Below are 20413 nucleotides of genomic sequence, written 5' to 3' on the forward strand. Positions count from 1 at the left end.
CGCGAAGGAACGCGACGTTTGCGATCTACATGCTTCGAAATGAATCTTTTCCGAGGAGGCGCCAGTCAGGACCTGATAGGCTAACGGGACAGCGCCCCCCTCTGTCCTGCCGGACATCTCCCCCACGAGGGGGGAGATTAGCCGCACTTCGGCTGTCGCCATTCTCCAGCGGGCAGGGGAAGCTTTCAGTCCTTCAGCACGTGACATACCGCATCCCCTGGTTATATGATAAAGGCACTCCACTAAAGCGGAGGCGCCTCCGTTTATTTAGGTGGGGGCTTACCCCTCGGGGTTCAAGCCCCCATATGTCGACGGTGGAGATAAAATTGGACGACCAGCAGACAGCAACCGCCAAAGGTGCGCGCGAAGCCGCAGCGCCAAAGCCTCTGCGCGCCGACGCGCAGCGCAACCGCGACCGGCTGGTCGAGGTCGCGGCGACGGCTTTTGCCGAGCAGGGCGTCGATGCCTCGCTGGAGGAGATCGCGCGCCAGGCGGGTGTCGGCATAGGCACGCTCTACCGGCATTTCCCAACCCGCGAGCATCTGGTCGAGGTGGTCTACCGGCGCGAAGTCGAAGCACTTTGCGCGGCTGCCGATGACCTCGCCAGCCACCATTCGGCCGACATGGCGCTGGAACAGTGGATGCAGCGCTTCGTCGACTACATCGCCACCAAGCGCGGTCTGGCGGCCAGCCTGCGCATCCTGTTCAACACCAACTCCGCCGTGTTTTCCGATCTGTCGGGCCGGGTGTCGCTGGCCTTGCGGCAGCTGGTCGAGGCGGCAGTGGCCGAAGGCTCGATCCGCGGCGACGTCGACGCTTCCGATGTGCTGCATGCGCTCGGCGGCATCTACTCGGCCCCCGACACCAAGGACTGGCGCGACCGCTCGCGCCGGCTGGTCAAGCTGCTGATGGACGGGTTGCGGTTCGGGGCGGGGAAGACGTGACTTGGCGGCTCAAGCCGCACCATCGACCGAATAGAACGGAAATGCGCCGGGCAGCCCGCTTGCTGCCATTTCGCCACGTTCCTCGAACCGCAAGCCCGAGCCGACCACGAGATCGCGGACCGTCCGTGACGCGATGATTTCGCCCGGCCGCGCATAATCGAGCAACCGCAGCGACAGTTCGATCGCTGCGCCGGAAAACTGATCGCCCCGCTGCTCGCACTCGCCGATATGCACCGCCGAGCGGACCTCGACACCGGATCGCCGCAAGCGATCGCGGATGGCGATCGCGCACTGGATCGACCGCGTTGGCCGCTGGAACACCGCGAGCATCTTGCCGTCCGCTCGGCTGATCTCTCTGCCTTCGGCCGCGAGGAGTTCACCGCGGAGCGCCTCTGCGTGCCGCTTGGCCGGCTCGATGCCGAAAGGCGAACCCGTCATATCGAGGGACAGCACCGACACCAGCAGCCGTTCGCCTGGAGCCGCCGGCAAGGCACCGGTGACGAAAGCCTGGATTTCGTCGACAAGGCGATCGGAATTCTCGCCCCAGATCACATGGTCGCGGCCGGCGAACTCGATGTGTTTGGCGCCTTCGATATGTGTCGCCAGGTAACGTCCTTCTTCCCGCTTTACCCAGCGGTCGCCGGTCGCCTGCACGATCAGCGTCGGAACATGGATGGCAGGCAGAATGTCGCGAACATCGATTTCGGTTCCCCAACGCCACAGCGCGATCGCGTCGGCGGGCGAGGCGGAATTCCTGAGATAGGCGGCGAACCATTCTGTCTCGAACGTGTCGCTCATCAGACTGGGCGCCGCGTTGCTCATATCCGCCGCCGCTCCCCATTCTCTGTCGACGATCGCCAGATCTTCTTCCACCTGCTCGCTTGTCTTCGCCCAGGGATAGTCTTTGGACCATCTGCCGCGGGCATAGGCCCCATTGAGCACGAGTGCCGCGGTGCGCTCGGGATAGGTCGCCGCGAACAGCATGCACATCGGGCCGCCCTCGGACGTGCCCAACAGCACCGTGCGCTTCGAGCCGACCGCATCCAGCACAGCCCGCACATCTTCCATCCGCTCTTCCAGTGTCGGCAGACCGACATTGCGGTCCGAAAGCCCGGTGCCGCGCTTGTCCATGCGGATCAGGCGCGAGAAAGTGCCGAGCCGCCGGTGCACGTGCGAAAGCCGCGGCGAGCCCCAGGCATGGTCGAGGTTGGAGACCCATCCCGGCACATGGATCAGGTCGACCGGCCCGTCGCCGGTCACCTGATACGCGATGTTGATCCCGGCCGATTTGACATAGTGGGTCGGGGGGCGCGAGGGTTGGTGGCTGAAGCCGGTAGCATCATCCGCATCGGACGTGGGTGGCCGCGCAGGCGTTGTCGTGCGGCGTGTCCGCAGCGTCTCGAACAATTGCCGCGTTTCCGGTTCAGGCTGCAGCTTGAGATCGCGTTGAAGCGCAGTGCGGCAGTGCTCATATTGCTTCAGCGCGAGATTGATCCGGCCTTGCGCCGCATAGGCGCGCATCAGGGCACGGTGGACGTCCTCCCTCAGCGGCTCCATGGTGAGCAGGCGCGTCGCCACGCGCACGCATGCAGCGGGATCGTTCGTTGCGGCATAATGCTCCACCAGCCTGTCGAGCGCCGCGACGACCAAAGCCCGCAGTCGCTCACGTTCAACCCTCAGCCAGTCCTCGAATGGCTCCTCCTTCAGGCCGAAGCCGTCGAGCAGGTCGCCGCGATAGACGTTGAGCGCCAGTTCGAGGTCTTCGGGTGCCGAACTGGCGACCAGCGCCTCGAACCGCGCAACATCGAAATCAAGGCCATCGAGATGCAGAGCGACGCTGTCGCCGTCGGTGAGGAAGCGGCCGCCGCCGCACGCCTGCATGGCCTTCCTGACGGACGACACCGCTTGCCGCAGGCTCATGCGTGCCTGCGCCTCGCTGTTGATGCCCCAGAGCAGGCTCGCCAGCTTCTCGCGCGACTGCGAATGCCCCGACTGCAGTGCGAGATAGGCGACCATCGCACGCGCCTTGCGGCTGATGGCCGGGACTGCGGCCCCGGCAAAGTCGAAACCACCCAAAAGGTGAAGATAAGGCCCGGTCATCGGATCCGCCACGGTCACAGCATCATGACGATCCGCTCAAGCTCACCCCATTTCAACACTTATTCCGCCGCCGAGGCGCTTTTCACGATTCCATCACGCCGGTTCCCACGCGTTTCTCACGACGCTTGAGGAGATTGTTCGCACTGGCTCTCTTTTCGCAGGAGGATACCGTGCATCACCCAGGCTCGACCGAATGGCCCATCTGGCATGACGACCCCGGGCGCGACCGGCAGGAGGTTGACGCACCATCGCGACACGACATTGCGCTGGCTCGCTATCTCGAAACGCAACAGGCCCATCGGGCATCGACGGCTCGCCGGTTCAATCCGGTGGCGGTCGTAGCCTCGGCACTGGCAGCGATCGTCAGCCGCGTTTTCCGCGCCGCGCTCCGCCCAATTGTCCGCGGCCCGGCCAATGCCGAGGCTTGGACGGGCGACATCGGATTGACGTTGGCCAGGGCTCATGCGCAATTCAGCAAGACCCTTTGGGGCCGCTGAGCGCGCACCGCCCTTTGGTTGACGACCTCACCCCCAGCCGCCGCCTCCGCCTCCGCCTCCGCCTCCGCTGCCACCGAGAGCAGGAATCACCGGCGGCTTTTGGGGAGTCTCCTCGGCCGGTTTGATCACTTTGCCGGTGGTCGCCTTCTTGTATCGGACCACCTTTGGCTGGGGCGCTACGCGCACCACCTTGCGATGTTCCACCGGCGGCGCTGGTTCAAACATCGGCGACACCGAGGTGCAGCCCATGAGCCCGGCCAGAACGCCGGAGAAAATTGTCCCGATGAATGCCTGCTTAAATACCTTGCCCACCATGACCTCCATTGTTCAAAACAAGTCCCGACGCGGATTGGCTTCTTCCCAGACTCCCCGGGCCGCATTGACCAGTTGCGTGTCCAGCGAACCGGACAGGGGGGGCTTCGACTTGAGCTCTTGACGCAGCGCGTCCAGGGCTGCCGTTTTCGGCTTCGTCCCGAACTGCGCCAGGCCCTTTTTGGCGTCCGGAAGCTCTTTGCGCAGGTCCAGCGCGACGGCGAATGCCAGGAAACGCACCGCGACAGCCTGGTCGGCCTTGTCGCCCTTCGCCATTTCGAGCGCCGCGCGATCATAGGCACTGGACGGATCGCCGCGCGTAGTTGCCAGTTCGAACAGCCTTTGTGCTTCCGCCTGGTCCTGGCGCACGCCCACGCCATCCCTGTACATGCGGGCGAGACTGCCGGGAGCATAGGGCTGGCCAAGATCGGTCGCCTGCTGGAACAGCGCCTGCGCCGTTTTCGGATCCTTGTCGATGCCCTGGCCGGCGAGGTAATTGCGGCCGAGCAGGTTCATCGAATACATGTCCTGGCGCTGCACGCCCGCTTGCAGGAAGGCCACGGCGCGGGCCGGATCGGCAGGCACGCCGTTGCGGCCCTCGGTGAAGATCGCGGCAAGATCGTTCATGGCATAGGTGTGGCCCATGGCCGCCGCCTTGAGCAGCAGGTCGAGGCCCTTGGCTGTATCGCGGTTGACGCCGTAGCCATTGAACAGAGCGCGGCCCCACGACGTCATACCGTAGGGATCGCCCTTGTCGGCGGCAGCCTTGTAGAGGGCGTTGGCCTGGGTGCGGTCGATGGCCGTTCCAGTCCCCGTTGCGTTGAGATAGCCGAGTTCGAAGACGGCGCGCACATGCCCTTTCTTGGCGGCGTCCTCGATCGCTGCCTTGGCCTCGGCGACGTTGCCCGCCGCAAGCAGCGCGCGGCCGAGCTCGTAGCGGAAGCGGGCGACATCGGGATAGGTTTTCACCGCGGCCTCGCAGGCCGCCACAGCGCCGGCGCCGATCTCGTTCGGCAGCAGGCCAGGCACCACCCCTTGCAGGTCGAGAGGCTCGCCTGCCGCGGTATCGCAAGCATCGACCGTCGGCGACAGCTTCATTGTGGCGGGTTTGGACGAAGTGCTGTCAGCGCGGATTTCAAAACCGACCACGATCGGCGCGGTGGTGCCGATCTGCGGCTCGTAGCGAAGATGGTCGACCTCGCCGGCCAAAAGGCTGGATTGCGGCGACAGCGTCCGATCCGGCAGCGACAGCGTTCCCGTTGCCGGATATCCCGAGACCTTCAGGCTCACCGCCGGATCATCGGTCGGGAAATCCAGGTTGAGCGCGACCGGTCCGACGCCGACGGGAATATCGAGCTTGCGGTTCTCGATCGCTTCGGCGGCGCCGGTGATGTGGATACCGCGCTCCAGCACCTTTTGTTTCTGCTCGGCCTCGAGCGAAGCCATGATCTGCTGGCCGGCGGCACCTTCGCCGCTCTTGACGCGAAACACCAATATGCCTTGGCTGCCGCCGCCCCAATTGTCGTGCGTGGCATAGGCCAGCATATCCACCTCGTCCTGCGTGGCGGCCCCTTTGGGTACATCCATCTGCAGGCGCGGCAGGTCCTTGCCCGCGATCGGTTCGCCGACCGCGACGTCCTTGCCGTCCAGCATCAGGCGGCCCATTGCGGGTGGCCTTTCGATGCTGACGCTGATGGCGCCGCCATCGATATCGACCGGCTCCGGCAGGCCAAGCGCCACAGGGCCGACCCCCGACAGAACCACCTTCTCCAGCACTGGCGGCAGCGAAGGCCGGTTGCTGCGGCGCACCAGCACCACGTCATCGATCAGCGAGGAATTTTCCCAGGGCACCTGCATGCCGTTGGTGGCTTGCACGACATCGCGGCGCACCGCCGACATGACGGTACGGATTTCCTGGTTCGGCGCCAGCGCGCGGCGCGAGAATGCCGATGAGAACGGGCTGAGGTCGCCGCTGCCGTCATAGGCGACGGCACCCGGTTCGGTGGCAAAGGCAATCAGCGTGTTGAGCGAGCTTCGCACTTGCGCCAGCCCGGTATTGCCGGCGGTGACGAGCTGGTCGCGCAGCCAGTAATTGTTGCGCGGGAAGGGATTGTTGCGGCAAGCGTCGAGGATGATCACCTGGATCTTCGACTTCGAGCGCAGCTGCTCCAGCACATCGTTGAGTTTGATGGCCTGGACCTCGATATCGGCCGCTTTCTTCAGTGAGGCGTCGATCGGTATCAGAAAGTTCTCGCCGCCGATCTGAAAGCCGTGGCCGGAATAGTAGACGACGGCGAGATCGGCGCCGTCGACGGCGGCCAGATAGTCCCGGAACTGGCCTTCGAATTGCTGCTTGGTGAGGTTCTCGGCGACGAAAACCTCGAAGCCCGCCAGCCGGAACGTGGCCGACACATCCTCGGCATCCTTGGCCGGGTTCTTCAGTGCCGGGATGTCACGGTATTCGGAATTGCCGATGACGAGGGCGACCCTTCGATCGGCGCTGGCCTCGAAGGTCGTGAGGCTAACGAGGATGAAGGCCGCGATGAATCCGCAAAGTCGGAGCATGGCAAAACCTCTGGCCGCTGCCTGACGCCGACGAGAACACCGCTTGCGGCATCAAGGTCCGTTGATCGTATGCAACCTGCCACAGGATAAAGTGAAAGGCCCGTCACCGCCAGACCATGGCAGGCGATTTCTTTTGGCGCCGACTGACCGTGGTGGCAGTAGCACGCGCTTCACGAGCGGGTATGTGACAAGTCTCACAGTTCGCATCGACGTGCTGAATGCGCCGTCCGACACTAGGGACTGGCGGCTGCGGCCGGGGATGCGATGGTCAAACTTCCAAGCAAACCTTGCCGAAATGCCTTTGCGCTTCGTAGTGCCTGAAGGCGGCGGCGATGTCCTGCAGCGGAAAGCTGCGGTCGATGACGGGCTTCAGGCGGTTGACCTCTATCGCCCGGATCATGTCTTCCTGGTCGGCCCTGCTGCCGATGGAAATCCCGCTGATGCGGATCTGGTTCGAAAACAGCGCCGGGATCGAAACCTCGGCCGCAAAGCCGGTCAGCACGCCGACGAGCGCGATGTGCCCGCCGGTCCGGCAGGCCGCTATGGACTGCGCCAACGTCGCGGGTCCACCGACCTCGATCACGTGGTCGACGCCGCGTCCGTCCGTCAGCTCCCTGGCCTTGCTGCCCCAGTCCGGCACGGCCTTGTAGTTGACGACGCTGTCGGCGCCGAGGCGTCTCAGCTTCTCCAGCTTTTCTTCGCTGGACGAGGTGGCAATGACCCGGGCGCCGGCGGCCTTGGCAAATTGCAGCGCAAACAGCGACACGCTGCCGGTGCCAAGGATCAGCACCGTGTCGCCGGGCTTCACCTTGCCGCACGTCACCAGGCCTCGCCAGGCGGTGACGCCGGTGCAGGTGAGCGTTGCCGCCTCGGCATGTGTATAGCCCGCCGGCGCCCTGGTGAAAGCCTGCGCCGGCATGCACACATATTCGCTGGCAAAGCCGTCAAAACTGTCTCCCGGAATGTCGCGCCTTGTGTCCGATGTCATGTCGCCGCCCAGCCAGCCGGGGTAGAAGGTGCTGACGACGCTGTCTCCGGGCTTCAACGCACCGACATCGTCGCCGACGGAAATCACTTCGCCGGCGCCGTCCGACAGGGGCACGCGGCCGTCGGCGAGCGGCAGCTTGCCTTGCACCGCGAAATCGTCGCGCATGTTCAGCGAGCAGGCGCGGATCCTGACCAGCACCTCTCCCGGCCCGGGCTGCGGCTGATCCTCCTCGACCAGGTCGAGCTTGTCCAACCCGCCCGGCGCTCTCAGCCTGACCAGCTTCATTGTCTGTCTCCGACGTGCGGGGTGTTGGAATGCGGTGCTATTGCCGGAGCGGCCGGCCGGAAATCATGCGCAGCCAAGGCGCCAGATGGAAGGCGCTCATCAGCAAATACATCACCGGCATGCCGGTGAGCAGGGAGGCATCGGCGCCCAGGCACGACATCACGCCTTCGCCAGTGTGAATGCAGGTGAGCAGCGCCATCGCAGCGAAAGTCGGGGCCGCGGCGAGGCACAGCCAGTCGGCTATGCCGAGAGGGGCCGCGGTTTGAGGGATTTCGCTGCCGCTGCCAATGCCGATATCGCTCATGGTTCTCATCCCTTTGGTGAATGCCTCGGACTTGTTTCCTCGCCCCTGCCTCGGCAGGGCGAGGAACGCGAGTTGGATGGCCGGCGCCAGGTCCGAGCTATTCAGCCTTGTCGCGGAACGCGGCTTCGCCGGCCGCGGCGACCGCTTCCCATGTATTGTCGGGCGCAGCGTCGTAATTGTCGTGCCAGTTCCACCAGCTGTAGAGCTCCGTCTGCGGATAGCCTTCGGGCGAGTCCTCCCAAACCTCCTGGCGGCCGAGCGGCGTGGCGTCGAGATAGCTCCAGACGGTGCCCATCTGCTCGTCGCCGCGGCTGTTGATGAAGTAGGTGCGAAAAACCTTCTTGCCGTCCTGGATGAAGACGTTGTGGCCATGCCATTCGTCGACGCCGAAATCCTTGTCGAAGCTGTCGGTGATTGTGTACCAGGGCATCTTCCAGTCCATCCGCTGCTTCAGGCTGGCAATGTCGGCCTGCGGCGCGCGCGAGGCATAGGCAAGCGTGGTGTTGCGGGCGTTGAGATGGGCGAGGTGGCCGACCTGGTCGGCGCCGAGCGAACAGCCGCGGCAGGCATGTTCGGGCCAGCCATAGACTCCGGGCTCGTAGAAGGCGCGGTAGACGATCAACTGGCGGCGGCCTTCAAACAGGTCGAGCAGGCTTGCCTTGCCGTTGGGGCCTTCGAACACATAGGCCTTGTCGACTTCCATCCAGGGCATGCGCCGGCGTTCGGCCGACAGCGCATCCCTGGCGCGCATCGTCGCCTTCTCCTTCACCAGCATCTTTTCACGCTCGGCTTCCCATTCCTGCCTCGAAACGATTGGCGGGGTCTTCATTGCCACATGCTTGGTCATTGCTCGTCTCCATTGTCAGTCGTTGAGCCGTTGCGGCCTGCCTGCTGATCGTGAGGTAGCGTAGGGCCGCGAGGCGGGGAGGGCGGAGTTACAAATGTGACGGGATTTGCAGGCGGCCCACCGCAGCAGGGGTGGCGGGGCCGCGCAGTGTGCTCAAGATCCTCGGAAACAGGCATCGTCAGTTTTCCCTTATGAGAAGCTTAAAAATACCATCTGAGATGCTCAGGCTAGCGAACGCCGATATTGGCGTCAACGACGGCCCGAGTGTCTCCTGCCAGCCCAGATGGCTAGGTCGCCGTCCCGGCTTGCTGCTTGGCGGCAGTGACTTAAGTTAGGGCCATGACCGGCGGGGTGGGAGTTACAAGTGTGACGGGATTTGAATGGACTCGCTGATCACCGCGGCAGGGCTGGCGCTGGCCGCGGGTGATCCGCTGGCCGCGCTCGACCGTGTCGCGCTGCGCGAAGACGCGCCGGCGCTGGCGCTGCGCGGCATTGCCATGGCGCAGCTCGGCGATCTCGACCGCGCCAAGCTGTTGCTGCGGCGGGCTGGGCGCGCCTTCGGTTCGAAGGAGGCGGTGGCGCGCGCCAGGTGCGTCGTCGCCGAAGCCGAGATCGCGCTGGTCTCGCGCGACCTCGGCTGGCCGGCCAAAGCGCTCGATGCGGCGCGCGCGACATTGGAAAAGCATGGCGACCGGCTGAACGCCGCCCATGCCGGCCATCTCAAGGTGCGCCGCCTGCTGCTGATCGGCCGGCTCGACGAGGCTGAAGACGTGCTGGCCGGGCTCGATCCGGCGCCGCTTCCGCCGGCCTCACGCGCCGCGCATGAACTCGCCGTTGCCGGCATTGCGATGCGCCGTCTCAAGACGAAAGCCGCGCGCGAAGCCCTTGAATGGGCGCGCCATGCCGCCCGCCGGGCCGGCATTCCGGGTCTTGTGGCGGAGGTCGACACCGCCTTCCTGTCACTCGAGACGCCGGCGGCCCGGCTGATCGTGGCTGGCGAGGCGCGTCCGCTGCTGCTTGAAGAGGTCGAGGCGCTGGCGGCGTCGCCGGCGCTGGTCGTCGATACGTTCCGCTATGTCGTGCGCAAGCAGGAAATAGCGGTCTCGCTGGCAACGCGGCCGGTGCTGTTTGCACTGGTGCGTGCGCTCGCCGAAGCGTGGCCGGCGGATGTGCCGAGGGCAACACTGATCGCCCGCGCCTTTGGCGGCAGGCATGTCGATGAATCGCATCGCGCCAGGCTGCGGGTCGAGATCGGCCGGCTGCGCGCCGAGTTGCGGCCGCTGGCCGGCATCGAGGCGACCAGCCAAGGCTTTGCGCTGGCGCCGCGCCAGGCAGGCGTGGTGGCGGTGCTGGCGCGGCCGATCGAAGAACGGCACGCGGTGGTGCTGGCCTTCCTGGCCGATGGCGAGGCCTGGTCAAGCTCGGCGCTGGCGCTCGCGCTCGGCGCCGGCCAGCGCAGCGTACAACGGGCGCTCGAGCAACTGGCCGAGGCCGGCAAGGTGCAGTCGTTCGGTCACGGTCGGGCGCGCCGCTGGATGACGCCGCCCGTGGCCGGTTTCACGACCACCTTGTTACTCCCGGCGCCGCTGCCGAACGGCTAGGAAAGGTGACCATGACCGAGGACCAGGACGTGAAACACTCAGAAGCTGAAATCCTGCGCGAATACGGCCCCTTTCCAGATGTCGACATCGTGCATGGCGTGAGCTTCGACGGACAAAATGTGTGGTTTGCCACGGGCGAGCAACTGATCGCCTTCGATCCGGCAAACGGTGAAACAAAACGCTCGATCGATGTCGCAGCCCATGCCGGCACTGCCTATGACGGCCGGCATCTGTTTCAACTGGCCGGGGATCGCATCCAGAAGATTGACCCGGATACGGGGCAGGTGCTGGCCACCATCCCGGCGCCGGGCGGCGGCCGCGATTCCGGCATGACCTGGGCCGAGGGCACGCTGTGGGTCGGCCAGAACCGGGCGCGCCAGATCCACCAGATCGATCCCGAGACCGGAAAAATCCTGCGCACCATCGAATCCAACCGTTTCGTCACCGGGGTGACCTGGGTGGATGGCGAGTTGTGGCACGGCACCTGGGAAGGCGACCAGAGCGACGTGCGCCGTGTGGACCCGCAAACCGGAAAAGTGCTGGAGCGGCTCGACATGCCGGCGGGGAAGGGCGTGTCTGGCCTCGAATCCGACGGCGGCGACCGCTTCTTCTGCGGCGGCGGCCCGGGCGGCATGGTACGAGCGGTGCGGCGCCCCAAATAAGGGCCGGCGGCGTATTTCCTACCGCCGTCCTGCCGAGATCATATCCCGGAGCCGTCGAGCTGCTGGGCGTCTTCACCGGCCCAGGGCGCCGGCATGGAAGCCCGGCTGAGATTGGCCGTCGGCAGCGGCATCCAGCATTTCAATTCGGGTTCAGGGTATTCGATCACGCGCCCCGGAGACGAATCGGAAGAGCGCCAGCCTTCTGAACCGAACTGGTCGGCGCGCGACCAGTAGGCGAGGTCGACCTCGGCCGGCCCCTGTTCCGACGGCCTCACGGTGACCAGGATGCGGCTGCCGTCCTTGGGCGCGCTTGCCATATGCCTCCAGCGATCGGGTTCGTCCATCTCATGTCCTCCTGCACGTTGCGGGGATAGTCGCCGCGCGCCCCACGGCGGTCAACCCGAACTTTGCGCAAGAAAGAGATATCGTAGGCGCACGCATATCGGACAGGCGCCCGGCGCCGGCACTTTGTACGTGATGCAGCGAGACCGCCACCTTGAGAGCGTGACTGTCTTGCGTGGATGATCGTGACGTGTTCACGATGGTGCGGCGAGGGTGCGCAACAAGCATTGCGGCCGACGAGGGAGTGGCGTTGCCGAGCGAGCCGGGAGTCCGTAGCAACCGGTTGCCGGCCGATATGGTGGCAGCCATTCGGCAACTGGTTTCCGATGGTGTCGTCGTCGAAGGCGGCGATCTGGACATCGCCGACCAGGACTTGGCGGTCGCGGAAGAACAATCCCTGGGCAACATCGTCCCGGCGCGGCGTCGGGAGTTTCGCGCTGGGCGCATCTACGCAAGGCAGGCTTTACAAGCTTTGGGCATTCCTGCCCGCATCATCCCGGTGGGGCCTGATCGGGTCCCGGTCTGGCCGACAGGCGTCGTCGGCTCGATCTCCCATACAAGGAGCCTGTGCGCTGTCGCCGTCGGCCTTTCCGCCGACTGGACGGGGATAGGCATCGACATCGAGGACGATTCTCCGCTGTCGGACGAGTTGACAAAGCTGGTGTCGCACGCCTCGGAACTGGAACAGCGGCAAGCGATCGAGAAGCAACTGGGCTACGACCTGCCAAAGCTTCTCTTCGTGATCAAGGAAGCTTTCTACAAAATGCATTTTCCGCTCCATCGACAATTTCTTACGTTTCAGGACGTTTGCGTCGAACTGGATGTGGAAAGGTGCACCGCCCAAGCCAGGATCGTTCCATCAGGCCGCCATGCGCTGGCCGGCAATGGTCGTTTCGAAGGCCGCTTCGACCGTGTTCAAGGGACGTTGTTCTCATGTTTCAAGATCGCCGCGCATTGACAGCCATTCTGTCAGCAAGCACTTAGGGAACCCGCACGGGTCTTTGGGCTGAAGGGTGGCACTATTTCTGATCAAGATCGATCCCGGGGCCGGGATCTGATGGACACGATACGTGGCCATGTGGACCGGCATGCGGGATCGGATTCGGTGGCGCTGGTGGCTGCGGGGTATACGCCTCTCACCTATGAAAGGTTGGGGCGCCAGATCCGCTATGTCGGCGAAAAGCTGGCGCTGGAGGGCGTCGCGCCATCGGACCGCGTCGCCCTGTTGCTGCCCGAGGGCGGGCAAGCCGCGGTGGCGATCGTGGCGGTCGCCGCGAATGCGGCATGCGTTCCTCTGAACCCCGGATGGCCCGCCTACGAGCTTGAAACACAGCTGGCCGCGCTGCACGCCAGAGTGCTGATCGTGCCGCATGGCTGGCAATCGCCGCTGCTTGAGGTCGCCGCGTCGCTGAACATGCGTATCCTGCGCCTGCTTGCTGAGCCCGGCTTGGTGGCCGGGCTTTTCTCGCTGCAGGGCGTGGGTTGGGCGCCTGGCGACGATCAGCCACTAGCGTTACCAGAGCGTACAGCAACGCCGGACGATGTCGCGCTGCTGCTGTTCACGTCGGGCACGTCGGCGCGACCCAAGCTGGTGCCATTGAGCCAGCGAAACCTTTGCGTTTCGGCACAGAACATCGCCGGGGCGCTGGGTCTTGGGCATGCCGACCGCTGCCTGGGCGCGATGCCGCTGTTTCACATTCACGGCATCAGCAGCCTTTTGGCGTCGCTGGTTTCAGGCGGCTGCTACATCAGCATGGTCGGCTTTTCCGCCGACAGCTTCTTCAGTTCTCTCGCTGAGTTCAGGCCAAGCTGGTATTCGGCATCGCCGACCATTCATCGAGCGGTCCTCGATCAGATCCATCTCTGTCGGGCCGACCCTCGCCAAAGCGGCTTGCGCTTCATTCGCTCGGCTTCTTCGCCAATGCCGTTGCAGTTGATCGCGAATATCGAAACCGTGTTCGACGTGCCGTTCATCGAAGCCTATGGCATGACCGAGGCGGCGCCACAGATTGCGAGCAACAGCCTTCCTCCCTTCGAACGCAAGCCAGGCTCCGTCGGCAAGGCCGCGGGTCCCGAAATCGCCATCATGGATGAGGCCGGGCATATCCTGCCGTCCGGGGCCACCGGCGAGGTGGTCATTCGCGGCGCGAATGTCATGCACGGCTACGATGGCGATCCCGCAGCCAACGAAGCCGCGTTTGTCGATGGCTGGCTGCGGACAGGCGATGTGGGGCATCTCGATGCCGAAGCCTATCTGTTCGTCACCGGCCGATTGAAGGACATCATCAACCGCGGCGGCGAAAAGATATCACCGGCGCTGGTGGAGCAGGTTCTGCTCGACCATCCGGCGATCGAACAGGCGGTTGTTTTCGGCGTCCCGCATCCGGTGCTCGGCGAGGCCATGGAAGCAGCTATCGTGCTCAAGCCCGGGCAGGGGGCGTCGGCTCAGCACATCCGTGGCTTTGTCGCCAAGCGGCTGGCGGGCTCGAAGGTGCCGCAGCGGATCGTTCTGGTGAGTGCACTGCCTGTCGATGCCAACGGCAAGCTCAATCGCCGGCATCTGGCCCTGGTGCTCGCTCCGCAACGGCAGAACGGTCAATCCGGTCGGTCGCAAGCCGGCGAGCGAGTTGCCGCCCGCACTGCCACCGAGCGCCGGGTGGCGGCGGTTCTGGCCGAAGTGCTGGGAAGCGAACCGCCCGGAATCCACGACGACTTCTTCGATCTCGGCGGCCATTCGTTGACTGCGATGCAGGTTCTCGCCCGGCTGCGGTCGATCTTCGGGGTCGAATTGCCGGTCGATTGCATGTTTGACGGCCCGACGATCGCGCGGCTGTCGCAGCGCATCGGAGAAGAGATGGCCAATCTCGTCGCGGACGGAGCGGCGCGGCTGGAGCAAGGGTCGGCGTCTGCATCCGGGCAAGGCGCGAGCATTCCTCACCGGCCGGAGGGGGCATCCGCACCGCTCTCGTCCGCACAGCAACGCGTCTATTTTCTCGACCGGATGGGTGCTGGCGGCGCCTACAACATGTCGGTCTCACTGTGGCTGACAGGTGCGCTCGACCAGCACGCACTGGCGTTGGCGCTCGATGAAATTCGCCGCCGGCACGACATCTTGCGCACCACCTTTCACATGCGCGACGGCAAGCCGGTGCAACTGGTTTCCGAATTTCGGCAAACCGGGCTGGCGACCATCGACCTGGCTGGCCTCGGGGCGGACACGGCCACCGCCGAGGCAATGCGCCTTGCCGGCCAGGATGCCGCCGAACCATTCGATCTGGCGCAAGGCCCACTGTTTCGCACCAGCCTGATCCGGCTGGCGCCCGAGCAACATGCCCTGCTTCTGACGACGCATCACATCATCTTCGATGGCTGGTCGATCGGCGTCCTGCATGCCGAACTGAAGCAGCTCTACGAAGCATTTCGTGACGAGCGGGCATCGCCGCTGGCGGACCTGCCGCTTCAATACGGTGACTTCACCGCCTGGCAGCAACGCGGCACCGAGACAGCCGAGTTCGAGCGTCAGACCAGGTACTGGACCCGTCAGCTCGAGGGGCTGCCACCGGCCTGCACGCTGCCGGGAGACCGACCCCGCCCGGCGACCCAATCCTATCGCGGCGGTACGCTGAAAATGCAGATCGACCGTCAAACGACGGACCGGTTGAAGGCCCTCGGCCGCAGCCATGATGCGACCGCCTTCATGGTTTTTCTGGCGGCGTTCAAGACATTGCTCTTTCGCCACAACGACCAGGACGATTGCATCATCGGCGTGCCGATCGCCAATCGTCCGCGGAGGGAACTGGAACAGCTGATCGGGTTTTTCGCCAACACGCTTGCGTTGCGCACGACGCTTGCCGGCGACCCCTCCTTCATCGAATTGCTCGGCCGCATCCGATCGACCGCACTCGACGCCTATGCGCACCAGGATGTCGCGCTAGAACACATCGTCGAGCAGCTGAAGATCCGGCGCGATCCCGGCCACACGCCGGTGTTCCAGGTCATGTTCGCGTTTCAGAATGTTCCAGACGCGCCAGGTTCGCCAGTTGATAACTCAGCGGGATCTGCCTTCGATCTCGCGCCAGGCCTCGCGGCGCGGCCGCTGAGCATCGACAAGGTGACGGCGAAGTTCGACCTTACTGTTTACCTGTCGGAAACCCCGCAAGGGATGGCGGCGACCTGGCAATTCAACGCCGATCTGTACAAGCCGGCCACGATCGATCGGCTGTCGCGGCAGTTCCAGACTTTGCTCGAGGGCATAGCAAGCGATCCCGAGCAAAGACTGTCGCAACTGCCGCTGTTGCCAGCGATCGACCGTCGCCAGATCGTGATCGACTGGAACCGCACCGAAGCAGGTGAACTGCTCGGGCAGGATTATGTCAGGCTGTTCGAGGCACAGGTCGAACGGACACCCGGCTCCGTCGCCGTGCTGGATCAGGACCGGCAGCTCACCTATCGCGAGCTCAACGAGCGGTCCAACCGCTTCGCCCATTATTTTCGCAGCTGTGGCGTTACCAGCGAAACATTGGTCGCGATCTGCCTGCCGAGGTCTGCCGAGATGCTGGCCGTGCTGCTGGGCGTGTGGAAGGCCGGCGGCGCATTTCTGCCGCTCGACCCCGACCATCCGCCGGAACGCATTGCCTTCATGCTGCGCGACGCAGGGGCTGCGTTGCTCATTACCGAGACAGCGCTGCTGCCGACATTCAGCGCGGCCACGGTGCAGGCCATCTGCATCGACGCCTGTCAGTCATACGTCGCCGTGCAGTACCCTGGCAATCCAGGGATCACCCCGGCGGCAGATGCGTTGGCTTACGTCATCTATACGTCGGGCTCGACCGGCAAACCAAAAGGCGTGATGATCACGCAGGCCAATGTTGGCCACTATGCTCAGGCGATGGTTCGCGCCGTCGCCATCCGTCCAGACGACATCTATCTGCATACCGCCTCTTTTTCGTTTTCTTCTTCGATACGGCAGTTTGCCGTCCCTCTGTCATGCGGCGCGGCAGTGTCCATCGCCTCAACCCAGGAGACAGCTGACCCACATTTGCTGTTCGAGACGGTGCGCCGCCAGCGGGTGACGGTACTGGATCTTGTCCCATCCTTCTCGACCGGTTGCCTGCAGGTCTTGATGTCGCTTGACCAAATCGCGCGGGCAAGGCTGCTCGACAATCAGCTGCGGCTGATGCTGTCGGCCAGCGAGCCTTTGTCCAGCGCGCTGGTCGAAAAATGGCGGCGCCTCTGCAAGCCCGGGACGGAATTCATCAATATGTTTGGCCAGACCGAGACGACGGGGATCGTGACCGTTCATCCCGTTCCGGCCGACGGCGAGGCGGCGGCGATGGTGCCGATCGGCCGGCCGATCTCCAACACGCAGGCCTATGTGCTGGACGCGTTCCTCAGTCCGGTTCCGGTTGGCATAGGCGGCGAGCTGTACGTCGGCGGCGCCAGCATAGGCCGGGGCTACGTCAATCATCTCGAGGCCAGTCATTTCGTGCCGAACCCGTTCGGCGCGGACAACGGCTCGCGGTTGCTGCGAACCGGTGATCTGGCGCGTTTTCGGCCTGACGGGACAATCGAAATAACCGGACGCGCCGACGAACAGGTCAAAATTCGCGGCTACCGTATCGAGCCGGGGGAGGTCGAGGCTGCGATCCATTCACATCCGGAGGTGCGCGAGTGTCTCGTCGGCGTTATCGAAGACGATGACGATGTAGGCGATGGCAAACGCCTGGTCGCTTTCGTTGCGGCCAACGAGCCTGATGCTGCGCAAACGCCCGCTCTGTCCCGGCGGCTGCGCGAATTTCTGCGTCAGCGGCTGCCGCATTACATGCTGCCTCAACGCATTGTCCTTGTGGACCGCTTGCCGCGCCTGCCGAACGGCAAGATCGACCGGCGGATCGCCAGGCAAATGGAGGCGCTGGCCCGGTCGAGTGCAGGCATGCTCCCCGCGAGCCAGGCCGGGCCGCGCGGGGTCGGGCAGGCCGGCGCCCAGACAATCCTGGCGCAGGTCTGGAAAAAAGTTTTGCGGCTGGATGAGGTTGGGCTGCACGACAACTTCTTCGACCTCGGCGGCAATTCCATCCTCAGCCTCAACATTGTTGTCGAAGCCGGCAAAGCCGGACTGGGCGTCGAGTTGCGTCAGCTCTACCAGCACCAGACGATCGCCGATCTGGCGCGCGCCATTGCTCGGACGAGCCCGGGAAAGACAGCCGCGACGGTCTCGGCGACGGGCGCAAATCCGGCGAAAATCCTGGTGACGATCGAAAGCCTTCGCGCCTACGGCCGCGAAGCGTTGACGCGGGCCGGCTTGACCGAGATGGGTGCGGAGATCGTCACCGAAGTGCAGCTCGAGGCAAGCCTGCGCGGACAGCCGACGCACGACATGGTCAGCATCCCGCGTTATGCCTCGCGGATTGCCGCGGGCAAGATCAACCCACGGCCGCAGATCCGCATCGAGCATGAGAGCGCCACCATTGCGCGCATCGATGGCGACAACGGCCCGGGCCAGTGGGTCAGCACGGTGGCGATGGACCTCGCCATCGAAAAGGCAGGCAGGGACGGCGTCGGCATTGTCGGCGTGCGCCGCTCCAATCATTTCGGCGCCGCCGGCCACTATGTCTGGCAAGCGGCCAGGAAAGGCCTGATCGGTCTGTGCACAACCAATGGACCGCTGATCCTGGCGCCGACGGGCGGCGTCACGCCGACATTCGGCAACAATCCGCTCGGCGTCGGCATTCCGGCAGGACGGCATTTCCCGATCCTTCTCGATGTCGCCATGAGCGTTGCGCCGCGCGGCAAGATCGGCCTCTCGGTTGCCGAAGGCAGCCCGTTGCCCGCGGGCTGGATCCTTGACCGCTTCGGGCGTCCTTCCACGGACCTCGGCGACCTGGCCGCCGGGCTCGGCGTGCCGATTGGCGGCCACAAAGGATATGGCTTGGCCATGGTCATGGAAGTGCTTGCCGGCGTGCTCAGCGGCGCCGGTTTTGGAGGCGACCACCATCACGACAGGCTGCGTGAGGGCGCGCCCGACTACGGCCATTTCTTCATGGCGCTCGATCCCGAGCGGTTCATGCCGGCATCGGACTTCACCCAGCGCGTCGACCGGCTGATCGAGCAGACCAGGAACGGCGAACGCGTCGAAGGCGCCAGCGAAATCCTGGTTCCCGGCGAGATGGAATTGCGCACCCGCCAACAGAGTCTGAGCGAAGGTGTGCGATTGCGTCCATCGACCTACAGGGCGCTCGTCGCCTACTCACGCAAGGCCGGGCTCGACGCCGAACTGGACGTCGTCAGCGAAAAGCAGCTCGCCGAGAGCCATGGTTGAGCCGGCGATGTCGTTCGACCGGGCCGAGTTGGATGAGAGCATCCCGGCGCGCTTCGACAAAGTGGTGCGCAAACACGCCGGGCACGTGGCGATCGGCGGCGCCCGGCCATGGACATATGGCGATGTTGAACGGCGCACCAATCAATTGGCCCGGGCGATCCTCGATCGCACGCAGCCTGGGCGCGGATGCGTCGCCTATCTCGTCGATCATTCGCCTGACATGGTGATCTGTGCGCTGGCGGCACTGAAGGCGGCAAAGGCATTCCTTTGCATCCATCCGGGAATGCCGCCAAAAGCCCAGCATGACATCGTCAGCGATGCAGCACCCGATCTGCTGCTTGCCGACGCGGCGCACGCAACCGCGGCGCGCGGGCTGGTCGATGACAGCAGCCGGATCCTGCTGCTCGATGACATCGACGCGGGCTACTCCGCGGATGCACTGCATGTGGCGGTCGACCCTGGCGACCCGGCCGCGATCTTTTACACCTCGGGAAGCACCGGGCGGCCAAAGGGAGTGGTCAAGAGCCATCGCACCGTGCTGCATCGGGCCTGGCTTTGCGCCCGATATGACGGGGTGAGTGCGACGGACCGACAGTCGCTTCTGACCTATTGCAGTTTCGCCTCGTCGGAGGCCGATGTTTTCGGCGCGCTGCTCAACGGCGCTACGCTGGAACTCTACGATGCCGCATCGCGTGGCCTTGGCGACCTCGGGGCGTGGATCGATGCGCGTCGCATAACGCTGCTGCACCCGCCCGTCATGCTGTTTCGCAAATATCTTGAGATGATCGAGGGTAGCGGCCGACATCCCTCGGTTCGGCTGGTGGCATTGGCGGGCCAAACGGTGATTGGCTCCGACATCGAGCAATGGCGCCATCGCTTCACCAAATCCTGCGCCTTGCGTCATCGCTTCTCGTCCACCGAAGCCGGCCACATCGCCGTGGCGTCGGTGGCTCCGGGCGAGACGCTTGCGCCGGGCATCGTACCGCCGCCGCGCGCGGTCACTGACAAGTCCCTCCTGATCGTCGATGAGGACGGTCAACCGGTCGAGCAGGGAAGCGCCGGCGAACTCGTCGTTCGCAGCGCGTTTCTGGCCGATGGCTATTGGCGGCAGGAGTCCGAAACGGCGAAGTATTTCCGCAACGACCCCGATTTTCCGGACCAGCGCCTGTTCTACACCGGCGACATCGGACGTTTGTCGGGTGACGGCAGTTTCGAATTCATCGGGCGCCGCGACGACCAGGTGAAGGTGCGCGGCTACCGCGTCGAGACACGGGAAATCGAGCAGGCCTTGGTGTTGCTTCCAACTGTCAGGGAAGCCGCGGTCGTCACCGAACTCCGCCAGGATGCACACCAGCTTGCTGCCTTCGTGGTCATGGAGCCGGGCGCATCGTTTCAAGCCGAAAGCCTGAGAGCCGGGTTGCGGCCGATCCTGCCGCAATGGAAGATTCCCGGTCGCATCCACGCGCTTGAAACATTGCCGTTGACAGCGACTGGCAAGATAGATCGGCCGCTGCTCCAGCAGTATTTGCAGGCGCACCGGCCTGCCGAAACCAGGGAAGACGTGCGTGATGGGAATGCAGACGGGCCGACTGCAAGACTGACCAAGATATGGCAAGGGCTTTTCGGCCGCCCCGGCAACTTGTGACAT

General features: G+C 64.6%; 14 protein-coding genes. 7 read left to right on the forward strand and 7 right to left on the reverse strand.

Annotated elements, in window-relative coordinates; translation table 11 throughout:
- Positions 1 to 326 precede the first annotated feature (326 nt).
- On the forward strand, positions 327 to 944 hold the full coding sequence (locus AC1DYJ_RS23195; RefSeq protein ID WP_477281899.1) for a TetR/AcrR family transcriptional regulator: 618 nt from the start codon (positions 327 to 329) through the stop codon (positions 942 to 944).
- 9 nt (positions 945 to 953) lie between these two features.
- Here the strand turns inward: AC1DYJ_RS23195 and AC1DYJ_RS23200 are convergent, their stop codons facing one another.
- A complete protein-coding gene (locus AC1DYJ_RS23200) occupies positions 954 to 3044 on the reverse strand; it encodes a bifunctional AfsR/SARP family transcriptional regulator/alpha/beta hydrolase (RefSeq protein ID WP_477281900.1) in 2091 nt (696 codons plus the stop codon).
- Positions 3045 to 3178: 134 nt separating this feature from the next.
- On the opposite strand from AC1DYJ_RS23200, the gene AC1DYJ_RS23205 reads away from it, so the two are divergent.
- Positions 3179 to 3541 (forward strand): hypothetical protein, encoded by a 363-nt coding sequence (locus tag AC1DYJ_RS23205; protein ID WP_477281902.1) that lies wholly within the window; start codon positions 3179 to 3181, stop codon positions 3539 to 3541.
- Positions 3542 to 3568: 27 nt separating this feature from the next.
- On the opposite strand, the gene AC1DYJ_RS23210 is transcribed toward AC1DYJ_RS23205, so the two are convergent.
- From AC1DYJ_RS23210 to AC1DYJ_RS23230, 5 genes are all read right to left on the reverse strand, one after another.
- On the reverse strand, positions 3569 to 3865 hold the full coding sequence (locus AC1DYJ_RS23210; RefSeq protein WP_477426266.1) for a hypothetical protein: 297 nt from the start codon (positions 3863 to 3865) through the stop codon (positions 3569 to 3571).
- Between the two features lie 3 nt (positions 3866 to 3868).
- Positions 3869 to 6418 carry a caspase family protein gene (locus AC1DYJ_RS23215; RefSeq protein WP_477281904.1) on the reverse strand — a complete coding sequence of 850 codons (2550 nt, stop codon included), beginning with the start codon at positions 6416 to 6418 and terminating at the stop codon, positions 3869 to 3871.
- Positions 6419 to 6686: 268 nt separating this feature from the next.
- Entirely contained in the window at positions 6687 to 7691 is a 1005-nt protein-coding gene (locus AC1DYJ_RS23220; RefSeq protein WP_477281906.1) for a zinc-dependent alcohol dehydrogenase family protein, read from the reverse strand.
- Between the two features lie 37 nt (positions 7692 to 7728).
- On the reverse strand, positions 7729 to 7995 hold the full coding sequence (locus AC1DYJ_RS23225; RefSeq protein WP_477281908.1) for a hypothetical protein: 267 nt from the start codon (positions 7993 to 7995) through the stop codon (positions 7729 to 7731).
- Between the two features lie 97 nt (positions 7996 to 8092).
- Entirely contained in the window at positions 8093 to 8842 is a 750-nt protein-coding gene (locus tag AC1DYJ_RS23230; RefSeq protein WP_477281910.1) for a DUF899 domain-containing protein, read from the reverse strand.
- A gap of 380 nt (positions 8843 to 9222) precedes the next feature.
- Between AC1DYJ_RS23230 and AC1DYJ_RS23235 the strand changes: the two genes are divergently transcribed.
- Both AC1DYJ_RS23235 and AC1DYJ_RS23240 read left to right on the forward strand, forming a co-directional pair.
- Positions 9223 to 10443 carry a helix-turn-helix domain-containing protein gene (locus AC1DYJ_RS23235; RefSeq protein ID WP_477281912.1) on the forward strand — a complete coding sequence of 407 codons (1221 nt, stop codon included), beginning with the start codon at positions 9223 to 9225 and terminating at the stop codon, positions 10441 to 10443.
- A 29-nt stretch (positions 10444 to 10472) separates the two neighbouring features.
- Positions 10473 to 11105, forward strand: a complete 633-nt coding sequence (locus tag AC1DYJ_RS23240) for a Vgb family protein (protein WP_477282617.1) — start codon at positions 10473 to 10475, stop codon at positions 11103 to 11105.
- Between the two features lie 38 nt (positions 11106 to 11143).
- On the opposite strand, the gene AC1DYJ_RS23245 is transcribed toward AC1DYJ_RS23240, so the two are convergent.
- Positions 11144 to 11449 carry a hypothetical protein gene (locus AC1DYJ_RS23245; protein WP_112566614.1) on the reverse strand — a complete coding sequence of 102 codons (306 nt, stop codon included), beginning with the start codon at positions 11447 to 11449 and terminating at the stop codon, positions 11144 to 11146.
- A gap of 173 nt (positions 11450 to 11622) precedes the next feature.
- On the opposite strand from AC1DYJ_RS23245, the gene AC1DYJ_RS23250 reads away from it, so the two are divergent.
- From AC1DYJ_RS23250 to AC1DYJ_RS23260, 3 genes are all read left to right on the forward strand, one after another.
- Entirely contained in the window at positions 11623 to 12405 is a 783-nt protein-coding gene (locus AC1DYJ_RS23250; RefSeq protein ID WP_477281914.1) for a 4'-phosphopantetheinyl transferase family protein, read from the forward strand.
- A gap of 99 nt (positions 12406 to 12504) precedes the next feature.
- The gene (locus AC1DYJ_RS23255; RefSeq protein WP_477281916.1) at positions 12505 to 18765 is read left to right on the forward strand and encodes an amino acid adenylation domain-containing protein; all 6261 of its coding nucleotides are present in this window, start codon (positions 12505 to 12507) and stop codon (positions 18763 to 18765) included.
- Positions 18758 to 20410 carry an AMP-binding protein gene (locus AC1DYJ_RS23260; protein WP_477281918.1) on the forward strand — a complete coding sequence of 551 codons (1653 nt, stop codon included), beginning with the start codon at positions 18758 to 18760 and terminating at the stop codon, positions 20408 to 20410. Before AC1DYJ_RS23255 ends, AC1DYJ_RS23260 begins: the two co-directional genes overlap by 8 nt.
- Positions 20411 to 20413 lie beyond the last annotated feature (3 nt).

It is taken from the genome of Mesorhizobium sp. P2_B11, assembly GCF_056404855.1.

Bases quoted from the DNA above. Each gene is read 5' to 3' on its own strand.
- AC1DYJ_RS23200 (WP_477281900.1), bottom strand. From the start codon at position 3,044: ATGACCGGGCCTTATCTTCACCTTTTGGGTGGTTTCGACTTTGCCGGG.
- AC1DYJ_RS23210 (WP_477426266.1), bottom strand. From the start codon at position 3,865: ATGGAGGTCATGGTGGGCAAGGTATTTAAGCAGGCATTCATCGGGACA.
- AC1DYJ_RS23215 (WP_477281904.1), bottom strand. From the start codon at position 6,418: ATGCTCCGACTTTGCGGATTCATCGCGGCCTTCATCCTCGTTAGCCTC.
- AC1DYJ_RS23220 (WP_477281906.1), bottom strand. From the start codon at position 7,691: ATGAAGCTGGTCAGGCTGAGAGCGCCGGGCGGGTTGGACAAGCTCGAC.
- AC1DYJ_RS23225 (WP_477281908.1), bottom strand. From the start codon at position 7,995: ATGAGCGATATCGGCATTGGCAGCGGCAGCGAAATCCCTCAAACCGCG.
- AC1DYJ_RS23230 (WP_477281910.1), bottom strand. From the start codon at position 8,842: ATGACCAAGCATGTGGCAATGAAGACCCCGCCAATCGTTTCGAGGCAG.
- AC1DYJ_RS23235 (WP_477281912.1), top strand. From the start codon at position 9,223: ATGGACTCGCTGATCACCGCGGCAGGGCTGGCGCTGGCCGCGGGTGAT.
- AC1DYJ_RS23245 (WP_112566614.1), bottom strand. From the start codon at position 11,449: ATGGACGAACCCGATCGCTGGAGGCATATGGCAAGCGCGCCCAAGGAC.
- AC1DYJ_RS23255 (WP_477281916.1), top strand. From the start codon at position 12,505: ATGGACACGATACGTGGCCATGTGGACCGGCATGCGGGATCGGATTCG.
- AC1DYJ_RS23260 (WP_477281918.1), top strand. From the start codon at position 18,758: ATGGTTGAGCCGGCGATGTCGTTCGACCGGGCCGAGTTGGATGAGAGC.